Below are 12,175 nucleotides of genomic sequence, written 5' to 3' on the forward strand. Positions count from 1 at the left end.
AGGGAGATATAAGATAAGAAAACAATGGATGAATCCATGTAAATCGTATATCATGATTTGCGATCTCTACGCTTCTACTTCAGCTTCCAGTTCTAGTAGGGCAAAATAACTTTTTGTTGTTGGTCCTGGTTCAATATTGTGAGTAAGCATACGCAAAGCGTTCGCTACTTCAATGCGGCGATAGGTCTCTGTTACACGTCCGTTCGTGGTGAGTGATTCTCGTCTTTGAAACAACTCTTCAAGCACTTCATTAGAAAGACCTTCTGACATCTTAAATGAGTCCTTAACACATTTTTCTGCTTCTTCACAACTCGTGATCTTTACATCACTATTTTCCACGCAACCTGTCGGTGAATAGGCCAATGCACTAACGATTCGATGTTTAGCAGCATTTAATGTTTCTCTCAAAAAAGTGGGCTGTAAAGGCTCAATGTCTTCGACAAGCAAGCGTGTTATGCCACGGTCATTAATTGCCTCTAGTATTTGCTCAGGATCGTCTTCTACGATCACTTCTTTATGTGGTGGCCAGATGTCCATCCAATAATGAGTCATATGCTGTTCACCGACATGAAAGACGAAGAATTCAGGATAAATAAACTGTTGCCCGGGCTCTACGCCAAGATCAGGTCGAAAAAAATCATAAAATCTTGTTAGTGCTGACATTAGTAAGGCACTTGCCCCTGTTCCACCACCAGCTTCCCTCACAACAACTCCTACACGGTCATGTACATTAAAACCCGGGAAAATATCTTCCAATAAGGCTTTCTGATCATCTAGCTCAAAATCAAAATCTTGATAACTCATGGCATTGACCGTATGCATTGTTTAATAACCCCTTTTCGTTTCATAGATTATACGAACACTTAAATGGAATATCTCTATTTTTTAGATAGGGAAGGAAATATGGCTTCATGTATTTAACTTAAGATTATAGATTAATTATTTGTCGAATTAAGTTTAGCTTATGCTTACTTTCTTATATATCGGAAACGCTTTCTTTTTGAGATTTGATCATTTAGTGAACGATTTATTTTCTTATTTAATAAAACGACTTTATTTTCACTCGTCTGAAATAATATTCAAAATTTTCATATTTTTATAGAGAAAAGTAACCCGTTTGCGCAGCGCTTTCATTTGTGCAAACGGGAACATCTATCATTCGACTTTAAAATTTATTTAAACGATCGATTATGCAAATATAGGTTCTGGCAATCTGTGTGCAACATAAGTTGCTACTCCATCACATTCAGGGTGGAACGTAACGGTAGTACCAGCGTTGATGATAACTACATCACCAGCTTCTGCTACCATTCTATCAGCCCCTTGATCATCACTAAGGATAAATTGACCACTAACGACAGTTTTAATTTCTAAGTAATCATATTTAAAATCAAAGCCTTTTTCAGCTTTTTGCATAGCATATAAACCTAATGTTGCAGCACCTTCAGCTTGAGTAATAGGAATATCAATAATTTGGCTTCTTACTTCTGGGATTCCTAGAATCGTGTTAACTTCTTTCAGTTCTGTAGTACCTGCTTTAATTAATTGTAATCCTGCACCTTGACTTAAATAAGTATAGTTGTCTTTTGTAGCTGTTCTGCTCATTTGATTCACTCCAATTATTTTTATTATTTTTATTTGAATATTCTATCTTTTTTAATTCTAGCATTATTAAATGATATTTACTTGCTTATGTTCCATCATTTTTGTCGCATTCAACATGCGACAAAAATGATGATCGTGTTGTTAGATAGAAGAACACTAACAGCCATATTACTTTTTAAAATATATAAGAAGCCATCCTATATCTACTACGTATGCCTGAATTTAACTCATTTTAGCCATCCGCTTAAACAATATTGTTTATATGCTCCACCAGTTCATCATAACCTTTCATATCGGTGAAAGACCTAAGCGAATAACAGACTTTATTGGGGACCGTTTTTTGTACAACAGAAAGGAACTTCTCGTGGCAAATAATAAGGTCTGCATATTCGGGAATATCGCTAATAGAGGCATTTTCAACTTCTATAGTCAAATTTGCTTGTTTGAGCTTCTTTTTTAACATCGCTGCTCCCATTGCACTTGAACCCATTCCTGCTTCACAAATAAAAAAGATGTTTTCAAGCTTATCTATATTGGAAAATGCTGAAATAATTTCTGTCTCACCTCTTTCTTTATTCATAGATGGATCAGTCATATTATCTATCATCTCTTTTGTGATTGGTTTTTCATCTTTCTCTACACGCTGAAACTTTACATATTCACTATTTTCCAATAGAAGAGGAGAATCTGGCACTCGTTTTAAAAGAATTACACTGCAAAAAAAGGTGGCTATAGCTGAAAGCAATATACCTAAAATGATAAAGAGTATATCCTCTTTTGGCGCCAGACCGACAAACAAGAAGATACTAGCTGGCGATGGAATAGCGACAAGACCTACATCAAACATTTGAAATGTAAACACCCCCATCATTCCTCCTACAATAAGTGGAATAATTAAAAGTGGATTCATTAAAACGTACGGGAAATAAACTTCCTGTACACCACCTAAAAAATGGATAAAAATAGCTAGTTTTACACCCTTCCTTTGTTCAATCCTCATTTTCAACCAACAAGCGAGAAGAATACCTAGTCCCGGGCCTGGATTTGCTCCTAACACGAAAAAAATAGATTTACCGAGTTCTTCTGCTTGCTGAACACCAAGAGAGCCTAATACTCCAAAATTGATAATATTATTTAAAAATAGCACTTTTGCAGGTTCAATGATTGTGGCCGTCAGTGGGAGCCAGCCTGAGTAAATAATGGTTTCTAATAGATTTGTGAGCCATTCCACGACAGCAGAAAATGTTTGTCCTACATAAAAAAAACATAAAATCGTGAGTATAGTAGCAATCATCGCAGCTAAGACATTACTAATGAGCAATTCATATCCAACACCGGGTAATTTCTTTTTTACGATATGATCAAGCTTTTTTATTAGCCAACCTGTTAATGGTCCGATTATCATGGCACCAAAAATGGCAGGAGTAGAACTTGATAGTATTAATCCATATGTCACGATGGAAGCTACAACAGCTCCCCGCTGTCCCCCTATTAATCGCCCACCTGTATAACCTAATAAAATAGGCAAAAGAATGTTATTAATAGGATTCAATAAAAGTAAAATTCTATCATTATACCACCATCCATAAACCCCAAAGACTCCTTGAATGATTCCTGCGACTATAATGACCGCAATATTTTGGTAAACGATGGCGCTCAACAATTGGCCTAGTTTCTTCATCATATTCACGCAGGAAGACCTCTGCTTCAAACACAAAACAGGCAACGCCCAGTGTTAAACAGAGGAGGAATGACGCTTTGCTAACAATAATATCTCCTGCACTTCCTCCTTTCCGTAATAGAATGGGTAGAGGAGAAAACCGTTGGATGACTGATGTAAACTATTAGGTCAGTAAGGTACTCCTGTGTTTGTTGACAACTTAAAGTAGGAGCCAAAAGCGCTCGCATTATCAAGAAGTTGACTTTCCCTGAATCTCCTTTAAAAAACGTACTGCTTTCTTTTCATATGCATCCGATAATGCAGCTTCCAACGAACTGTTCACGACATCTGCCGTAGATTCTCTTAATACTTTAACAAATGATTCTTCTATTAACATGGAACTGATCTTACTGATCATTTCTATATGCTCTTTTGGCGCCCCTTGAGGTGCCGCCAATAAGAGTACTGTATTAACAGACTGTTCTTCATCATCAGCAAAAGGCCATAAAATAGGTTCTTTCATTCGAAAAATGACAACAAGCAAGTTATTTAATCCTTCTGACTTAGCATGAATCATCGCCAAATCATCTATTACAAACCCACCTTGCTGCTCACGTTCTTCAAGATCTTTGGAAATCTTCTCAAAATCACTTACTTCCTCAATATCTTTAATCCCACTAAGAATGCTAGGAATCGTAACAGGAGGGCGTACATAAACATCATTATAAACTTTTAAATTTCGTAAAATTTGAATCATACCTTCCCCACATTTTGCAAGGGACATGACAGAAGATGATTTCCCGTTCGTATTTTGTACATTCTTTTGAATTGGCTTTGATTTATTCACTTTGAACAAGGCACTTTGAATTCTTGATAGATCTTCTGGTTTGAGAAATGGGCTTACAATGACGACATTATTATGTTTCACAAAAGGAAGGTTTATTGTCGAAATCAAAATATCCACTTCCTCCTTTTCCTGCAGACATCCTTCAAGCTCATTCATCGAGACAACTGCTTCTACTTTCAGATTCGGCATTTCAGTACGTAGCCTTGAAGCCAGATATGTTGACGTTCCAAGTCCACTAGAACATACAACAATGGCTTTATACTCGCTTTTTAAAGTATCTTTCTTCCGAATAAGCGCAGCTCCGATGTGCATCGCTAAATAACCGACCTCATCGTTTGGAATAGGGCCGCCCGTTCTATTTGCTAAAAGCTCACACGCTTTCTTACATGCAGAAAACGTTTCCGGATACCTTTCTTTAATTTTTCCGAGCATCGGATTATGTATTTGAAGCCCGTATTTTAAACGGGTAAAGGCTGGAGCAAAATGGGAAACTAGCCCATCAAAAAGAAGTTCATCCCCTTCAAACGATTCATCTAGATGGTATTCCACTGCTCGAATAAAGCTTTGTGTCAATTCAATCCAAGTAAATTCTTCTTTTTCATAGTTTTCCCTTTCTTTTCTGTTAGAAAGACGGGCCCCTGATAAATGTAGAGCAATATAATTCACTTCAATTTTAGGTATTGAAATGGCAAGAACGGTTTCAAGTCGTTCAACAATTTTTTCCGCAAGTGAATAGATTAATTGATCAAATTCATAGTCTTGAGATACATTAGACACATTGGATGTTTGAATAATCTGTCCGCTTTTTATTCTCTCGACTGCAAGCATTAGATGAACAATTAGATTTACATAGCTCCTGTCTGTTAATTCGATATCTGTTTGCTCTTTTAAGACTTGGTGTACAACACGCTCAACATCCAAAATGTTATGAATTTGAACAAACTTTAGTAAACGATTTCGAATCATCATACCTAACTGATCTTGCACATCTCCCCCCCCTAACTCTGTCTTTTTATGGAAAATTTCGAGCCATTCCTCAAACATTATATCCTTGTGGAGCAACCTAGACAACATCGTCCTCCGCTGCTTTTCCTGCCCATTGATATATACGCCAATTCCCGGCGTTCGAATGAGTGTAATCCCCCCTTTTTCAAGCCAAATACTCACCTTGTCCAAATCAGAGCTGACAGTCCCTTCCGTAATCCCGTACTTTTTACTAAACACAAATTGCTTAATCGGTTCTTTAGAAAGCAATAAATCATAAGTCATTCCATCCTGCCGTTCTTCTGGGGAGTACGCGGAAAATGTTTTCGCCTGCTCTATGTGTTCTCTTAACCATCTCTTCCCTTCCTCTGACCCTTTCAATTCAAAACCGTCTCCAATTTGTTTCCCTACTTTTAAATCATAGGCCTCCAAGATCGATTTAAGCGCTTTCATTTCTCTTTGAATTGTTCTTGTACTTAATTTAAACATTTCAGACAACTCTTTATAAGTAATAGGTTTGTTAGCTATTAGCAGCATCCTTAACAGCTCTTTTTGGCGAGAATCTAAAATAGGAATTTGTTGTTTCACTTTGTTTATCCCCCTCCAATATAAGCATTCTATTTATTAATTAATTAGCCGAGAACACTCGTGATTTCAATCATGAAATGAATCGGCTTCGGATACGATCTATAACCATTAGATTTCGTTAGATATCGATTGTAGATTAAGTATCTAAAATGGTATATTTTACCTATAAACAATTCTTTGAAAAATGAAGAAAGAGGGTTGCAATAGGAAACAACGTCTGTTGCGTAAAATCTTCAACGTTCAAGTCAAAAAGGTTTTGAACCGAGCCTACAGGATGCTAATGGATACGTAGGTATCCTTGTCCATGAAAGTCTAAGGGAAATAGCTGAGTGGCTGATGTCAGCCGAAAACTCGTTTTCGTTCATTCAGACGAAGGCTGAATGAGAGTACCTTAGAACCTTGTGACTTTAGTCATGAGAGGTTCAGAGAAGGCTATACGCTGGCAGTCAAAAGAGTGACTTCCTATTGCTGCATTGACTATCAAAGTTAGATATTAACCATAAAAAGGACTTTCCCTTAGTCCCTTAATAGTTGACCTTTACTTGTGAGACGATTTTACTGCAACAGAGATAACGGCAAATTTCGAAAGTTTATTGCATAAAACAACCCTATTGATGTTTTATTGAAGCTTAGCTTTCACTTTTTTACTTACATGATCGGGAACCCAAGTTGTCCATACTTCTTCATATTCTTTTAAAAACCATATAGCCGCCTCATGTGTAGTTGTATCATATTTCTTCATGTAAGCTAAAAAGTCAGTCGTAATGGCATTGCTTATAGAATAGTTGCTTAAAAACGCAAAAACTTCTGGCACCTGTTCTGGCAGCTTGTTGTGAACAGCAATCGTTAATCTTTGTGAAGGGAACTCTGTACGGTACCCATTTAACCAATCTTTTTCATTGTATGGCTCATCTTTCAGTTCGGTAATATCATACAATCCGGCCGTCCATGTCGGTGTCCATATGTAGCCTACCCATGGCTCACCATTCTCATAGGCATTAATGAATGTTTTATTTAATGCTGGCTGAGTCACTGATTCAGAATAATTGAATGTTTTGTATAACCCGTAGTTTTTCATTTTTTCTCGAAACACTTTATTAGCATTCCATTCTGGATTCGCCCCGTAAATACGTCCTTTATTTGGATCATCCGGATCTTTGAAAATTTCCCAATACTCAGGTAAATCATGAATCGATTTCAAATTAGGGGCCGTGGGTTCAATACCACGCTCAGGGTCCCCTTCAATAACATAGGTTGGAACATAAAGGCCTTGCCTCGTACTTTCTGAGTTTACAGATGCTTCTATAATATCACCATTTTCAATGGCAGATTTATATTCTATCGGGTAGCTTCCCGACCAAATCTCCATATAAACATCCATACTTCCCGTACTTATCGCATAAAGTGAAGCTGTTTCAGATCCCGGAATTAATTCTGTTTTATACCCATAACCGTCTTCAATAATAATTCTTGCGATCTCGTTGTGTACTCTAATACTTTCCCAACCTGCATCCGCAAATTTAATTGTCCCAATTGCTCTAGTTGGTACGATAGAGCCACTATAATTGCTACAACCAGCAAGGACGAACGATGAAATAAGAGTTATTATGGAAATGAAGCTCATGCTCTTTTTCATTGAAATCTCCCTCTACCTTCATACTTTCTTCATACTAACAGCGCTATCATTCTTCGTAATTCATGAAGATAAAGCACTATACTCACACAGAAGCTTTTTGATCGAAGAGATGCCTCCATATCCTATTAGCTTATTATACATCTAATATTCAATACATTCGGAAAATTATATTGTTTTAAATTCATTGAAACAATAATGAAGTAACGTAAAAAATGAGCAAAAAAAAGAACCAGGCGTGCATATGTAGTGATGGGACACTCATACGCCGTCATCGCAAACTCCCTGCGATAACACTTACCCTTGGCCCTTACTCGTACTATTCTGCCGTTAATTGTAAATTGTAGCGCGTATGAAGGTTCGTTGCAAGGGAAAACCGTACCAGTTACGACAAGAGGACGTTGTTATCCGATGCGATAGTAGCGTCTTTTTATTTCGTAAAAGAACCGAAACAAGGGAATTTTTAGTTATTGATAATATCGAGACGTTTAAAAAATACAGTCAATTTAAATCGTTGAAAGATTTTAACAACAACATTGAACAATGGACGATTGAATACAAGCAGCATTTTACCAGATCTGAACGGATCGCCTTAAGACGCTTAATCCGATATGCAGCTAAAGTATCGGGCATTTCAACGGCCAAGATCAATACGATTTTGGCAGCCATCGACGACAAGGCGAATGGATACGGGATAAGCAGAGCCACGTTGACGCGAATGACATGCAAAGCAAAGAAAATCGGTTTGCTGACCGTCAAAGAGATGGTTCGTACTAATATGTCGCAATCAAGCAAATAGAAAGAAAACAATTCAATTTGTTTTCAACGTAAAGCTCCTAAAAGGCAAGGAAAAGAAGGCTCGCCTTCTTTCCTTGCCTATCTAGTAAGCTATCTAATACTCAGCTGAATAGTTACGAACTTCTTTTTCTAGATACGGTAGGGAATATAGATTAACATATTAAATCATAACTTTTTTAAATTAAGATTTAACATATTAATAACAACGCTTTCCCTTTAAGATTAATAATTACTTGTAAAACTTCTTTAGTAAGATAATTATGAAAACACCCTATAGTGCATAATAAGCTACTACAGAGTGTTTAATAATGTCATTCCTAGACAACTATTTCTTCTTTTAAATTTTTGAAGAAACGAATCATCGTCGATTGTTTCTTTACATAAATGTTGGTTCTGGCAGACGATGTGCTATATAGAAAGCATCTCCAACGCTTTCAGCATCAAAAATTATTGGTACATTAGGAGTAAAAATAACAACGTCTCCTGCTTCAGCTACATATTTGTTTCCTTATTTTTAAAAATATTTTTAATTTCCTTACAGGTATGGTCGTTTATTTAAATTAAACGGTAACTGCTTCTTTTATTAAGCGTTGCATTTCTTGTGCCACAGCTTTTTTGTCGTCTTTCCCTGTGATACCTCCGCCAACGATTACAAGATCTGGCTGTGCTTGAATCACTTCAGGAAGCGTTTCCAATTTAATGCCGCCTGCAACAGCTGTTTTTGCATTTTTCACGACGCGTTTGATCGTTCTAAGTTGTTCAAAAGAGTTTTCACCCGCTGCTTGTAAGTCATACCCTGTATGTACACAGATATAATCGACACCTAGAGCGTCTACTTCTTTCGCACGTTGTTCAATGTCTTTCACATTGATCATGTCGACAAGAATTTCAGATCCGTGTTTTTTCGCCTCTTCTACTGCACCTTTAATCGTTGAATCATCTGTTGCACCTAGAACGGTTACGATACCAGCACCCGCTTCAGATGCTTTCATGACTTCATATCCGCCGGCATCCATGATTTTTAGATCAGCTAGGACCGTTAAATTAGGGAATGCTTCTTTCATTTCTTTAACAGCGCGTAACCCTTCGTTAATGACGACAGGTGTACCGATTTCTACAACATCTATGAATGCCTCTACTTCTCTAACGACGCTGATGCCTTCTGGAATGTTTACTAGATCAAGTGCTAATTGTAATTTCATGAATAAGTCACTCCTCAATATAGTTTGTTTACTAGAATTGGTACTACAACCATTATATGTCCTAATTTTCAGAAAATAAAGTACGCACTTTTATAGCATATGGTGTTATAAAATATACTATTGGAATTAATAAAATAGAGTCTGCTATCCTTATTACTTGAATGATAGATATTACTGGTCATTGTCGATCATTATACTTAAATCGTGTTCATTTGTTTTTTCTAGTGTATGATTTAAAATAAATTCCGTATAATCTTTTCCCCATACGTACATAGATTCGAGAATTGGGATTAAAGTATGCCCTCGATCCGTTAGGGAATATTCGACTTTTGGTGGCACGACAGGATAGACTTTACGACTAACAATGAGATCTTCTTCCAGTTCACGCAGCTGACTGACAAGCATTCTTTGGGTGATGGCAGGTATGAGAGATTTCAATTCTCCGAATCTTTTTGTCCCTTCTTTCCCAAGATGCCACATGATCAGCATCTTCCATTTCCCCCCGATAATAGAAAGTGTTAATTCTTTTTCACAATTGAACGTCTTTCCACGAATTTGACTCATTTGTTATCCCTCCTCTATTATCTCTATCATACACTATTAAAGTATGATTTTTCTCACTATTCAATAACCAATGTCAGTACTTACAATTGGTCTCCCCTCCTTTGCGCCCTTACATTTTTTTAAAGAAGGAGTTTCCTATTCACTATTTAGCTGAATTTTTAAAAAGTACAAATTTATTTTTTGTACGCTTTGAAACCAATTATGTACAGTTTTCGACACCCGAAAACAATAAAACATTTAAAATAATATATACAAAAACAACAAAAGGAAGATTGCTTGATTAATAACTATTCACTTTTAATTTCTTCATTATCAAACCAAATATGTACGTGATAAGCCAGCAAAAATTAATTTTATATGGGGTTCCAAGAATTTTTGGAGATTTATCTTCTGATATTTTACTTCACCTTAATATAAAAAAAGAATTAAATGTATATCATTTTCTTTTTTGATACCTTATTGAAAAGCCTTAACTCCTTTTACTTCTTCAAAAAAAGGAGAATGTCGTAACAAAGGGACCAGACCCTTTGGAGACATTCTCCTTTAATCCATTTATTCTCAAAAACCTTAGTTCCTATAGGATTAACTGCTTTTTCTTGTCGCGATATCAATTTGACTAGCTTTATTTGCCTTCGATCGGAAAATGTATTTCGAAGAAACATAATAACAACCGCCTGCAACAAAATACGTTGGAATACCGGCCGTAATGTAAATAAAGATGCCACTTGGCTGATCCAATAACGGATTGTATACACTCCAATAAAAAATCGTTCCAACGATTATACTTAATACAGCTGACGGATTAATCCCATGCCAATATTTATAAATTCCATTTGTATCATATAAATCTCGCACGGAGATATTTTGTTTTTTGACAAAGAAGAAATCTACGACAACAATTCCACCAATTACCGACATAATATATGCAATAATGACGATAAAAACATTCCATGAATTATAAAAAGCCGGAGTAAGCACTAACAAGATTACAGGGACATTCGTTGCTAAAGCAATCCCCCATTTTTGTTTAGGAAAGATCGTTTTAAAGCTGATTGCTTGGGCATACATGAAGAAAATCGCGGCCGTAACATTCCCTAAAATTAAAAGTCCCAATCCCATGACAGCAAGCCAGGCACTGCCCATTTGTGTCATCCAATCAGTTGGATTGATCGATCCTGTAACAAGCGTCATAAAAACGGCTAAAATAGCAGCGACGCATAAACCGATTCCATAACTTAAAAACCCGCCGTTAAATGCACCCTTTTCATCTTTGGCAAGACGGCTATATTGACCCAAATAAGGAAGCCAGGAAAAACCAAGTCCGACATTTAACTCGATCGCTGTTGCTAATGATCTTCCAACAGAGTCATATGGTCCTATCGGCTGAAGGGCAAACACCTTGTCTAAATTTTGTCCAAACAAAACGACTCCTAGCAAGATTAAAACTAAAACAAACATGGCCGGCGCTCCAACCCAGTTAAAATATTTAATCATAATTGGACCTTTGGATGTGACGAATAGACAAAGAAGAATTAAAACAACTGAGAAAAAAGGCGCTCCAAAACTACTCGTTGTCAATATACCGCTAGCATGGAACATGTTTAATATGGTTACAATAGCTTCTCCCGACATAAACATCGTAAATGCCGTGTATCCTAATGTTGTTACAGCAAATAACCCCCAAAACAATTTAGATCCTAGATACCCTAAAGAACTTCTAAAACCAACAATTGTGTCGATCCCATATCGGGCAAAGTAAATGGCAATTGGTATGATTAATATCATTGGAATCGCATTTCCAAATAATATGGCGCCAATGGAATCTTTCGCGTCTAATAAGGCTCCTGTAGCTCCACCGGTAAGCAGGCTAAAGCATGATAAGCCTGTCCCGAGTTGAATCAGAAGCAGGCTCCAAAATCCTAATACTCGATCCCCTTTTCTCGCCGGTAAAAATCCAAATGCTACATCTTTTGAGATGCTATTATCACTCATATACAAATCCCCCCTCTTTTATAAAAACTGCTTTCAACATTCTGATTATCACAGCCATTCAATTCAAATTCATAATTAAATACACTAAAAAAACACTTATGATTTCTACCAAAAACAATGATAAAGAAGAATCTTTCCACGTCATTCTTTTCACTTCATGGTCTTTGCTTTCAATTTCAGCAAGCCTGATGTCTAAATCTGCATACAATTGATCCACAAATGACTGATCCTTAGAGGAATACGTTGTCTCTTCAAAAACTTCCCTTTTCACCATTGCTTCATGTTCTCTCATCATTTCACCT

The 12,175-nt window shown here is 36.7% G+C and carries 10 protein-coding genes; 1 reads left to right on the plus strand and 9 read right to left on the minus strand.

Annotated elements, in window-relative coordinates; all coding sequences use genetic code 11:
- Nucleotides 1-66: 66 nt before the first annotated feature.
- From AC1MGI_RS21210 to AC1MGI_RS21230, 5 genes are all read right to left on the minus strand, one after another.
- Complete coding sequence (locus AC1MGI_RS21210; protein WP_480350006.1) at nucleotides 67-822, minus strand: hypothetical protein; 756 nt, start codon at nucleotides 820-822, stop codon at nucleotides 67-69.
- A gap of 366 nt (nucleotides 823-1,188) precedes the next feature.
- A complete protein-coding gene (locus AC1MGI_RS21215) occupies nucleotides 1,189-1,605 on the minus strand; it encodes a cupin domain-containing protein (RefSeq protein ID WP_480350007.1) in 417 nt (138 codons plus the stop codon).
- A 244-nt stretch (nucleotides 1,606-1,849) separates the two neighbouring features.
- Nucleotides 1,850-3,289 carry a PTS transporter subunit EIIC gene (locus AC1MGI_RS21220; protein ID WP_480350140.1) on the minus strand — a complete coding sequence of 480 codons (1,440 nt, stop codon included), beginning with the start codon at nucleotides 3,287-3,289 and terminating at the stop codon, nucleotides 1,850-1,852.
- Nucleotides 3,290-3,515: 226 nt separating this feature from the next.
- A complete protein-coding gene (locus tag AC1MGI_RS21225) occupies nucleotides 3,516-5,684 on the minus strand; it encodes a BglG family transcription antiterminator (protein WP_480350008.1) in 2,169 nt (722 codons plus the stop codon).
- A 619-nt stretch (nucleotides 5,685-6,303) separates the two neighbouring features.
- Nucleotides 6,304-7,320, minus strand: coding sequence for an ABC transporter substrate-binding protein (locus AC1MGI_RS21230; protein WP_480350009.1), 1,017 nt, complete (start codon nucleotides 7,318-7,320; stop codon nucleotides 6,304-6,306).
- A 349-nt stretch (nucleotides 7,321-7,669) separates the two neighbouring features.
- Between AC1MGI_RS21230 and AC1MGI_RS21235 the strand changes: the two genes are divergently transcribed.
- Complete coding sequence (locus AC1MGI_RS21235; RefSeq protein WP_480350011.1) at nucleotides 7,670-8,116, plus strand: hypothetical protein; 447 nt, start codon at nucleotides 7,670-7,672, stop codon at nucleotides 8,114-8,116.
- A gap of 559 nt (nucleotides 8,117-8,675) precedes the next feature.
- Here AC1MGI_RS21235 and hxlA read toward each other — a convergent pair.
- The 4 genes from hxlA to AC1MGI_RS21255 all read right to left on the minus strand — a co-directional run bounded on the left by hxlA (nucleotide 8,676) and on the right by AC1MGI_RS21255 (nucleotide 12,168).
- Entirely contained in the window at nucleotides 8,676-9,317 is a 642-nt protein-coding gene (hxlA, locus tag AC1MGI_RS21240; protein WP_400629872.1) for a 3-hexulose-6-phosphate synthase, read from the minus strand.
- 171 nt (nucleotides 9,318-9,488) lie between these two features.
- Nucleotides 9,489-9,881 carry a winged helix-turn-helix transcriptional regulator gene (locus tag AC1MGI_RS21245; RefSeq protein WP_480350013.1) on the minus strand — a complete coding sequence of 131 codons (393 nt, stop codon included), beginning with the start codon at nucleotides 9,879-9,881 and terminating at the stop codon, nucleotides 9,489-9,491.
- Between the two features lie 582 nt (nucleotides 9,882-10,463).
- Nucleotides 10,464-11,873, minus strand: a complete 1,410-nt coding sequence (locus AC1MGI_RS21250; protein WP_480350015.1) for a purine-cytosine permease family protein — start codon at nucleotides 11,871-11,873, stop codon at nucleotides 10,464-10,466.
- A 58-nt stretch (nucleotides 11,874-11,931) separates the two neighbouring features.
- Complete coding sequence (locus tag AC1MGI_RS21255; RefSeq protein ID WP_480350017.1) at nucleotides 11,932-12,168, minus strand: hypothetical protein; 237 nt, start codon at nucleotides 12,166-12,168, stop codon at nucleotides 11,932-11,934.
- Nucleotides 12,169-12,175 lie beyond the last annotated feature (7 nt).

It is taken from the genome of Peribacillus sp. BM1, assembly GCF_056679975.1.

Bases quoted from the DNA above. Each gene is read 5' to 3' on its own strand.
- AC1MGI_RS21210 (WP_480350006.1), bottom strand. From the start codon at position 822: ATGCATACGGTCAATGCCATGAGTTATCAAGATTTTGATTTTGAGCTA.
- hxlA (WP_400629872.1), bottom strand. From the start codon at position 9,317: ATGAAATTACAATTAGCACTTGATCTAGTAAACATTCCAGAAGGCATC.
- AC1MGI_RS21215 (WP_480350007.1), bottom strand. From the start codon at position 1,605: ATGAGCAGAACAGCTACAAAAGACAACTATACTTATTTAAGTCAAGGT.
- AC1MGI_RS21220 (WP_480350140.1), bottom strand. From the start codon at position 3,289: ATGATGAAGAAACTAGGCCAATTGTTGAGCGCCATCGTTTACCAAAAT.
- AC1MGI_RS21255 (WP_480350017.1), bottom strand. From the start codon at position 12,168: ATGATGAGAGAACATGAAGCAATGGTGAAAAGGGAAGTTTTTGAAGAG.
- AC1MGI_RS21250 (WP_480350015.1), bottom strand. From the start codon at position 11,873: ATGAGTGATAATAGCATCTCAAAAGATGTAGCATTTGGATTTTTACCG.
- AC1MGI_RS21235 (WP_480350011.1), top strand. From the start codon at position 7,670: ATGAAGGTTCGTTGCAAGGGAAAACCGTACCAGTTACGACAAGAGGAC.
- AC1MGI_RS21230 (WP_480350009.1), bottom strand. From the start codon at position 7,320: ATGAAAAAGAGCATGAGCTTCATTTCCATAATAACTCTTATTTCATCG.
- AC1MGI_RS21245 (WP_480350013.1), bottom strand. From the start codon at position 9,881: ATGAGTCAAATTCGTGGAAAGACGTTCAATTGTGAAAAAGAATTAACA.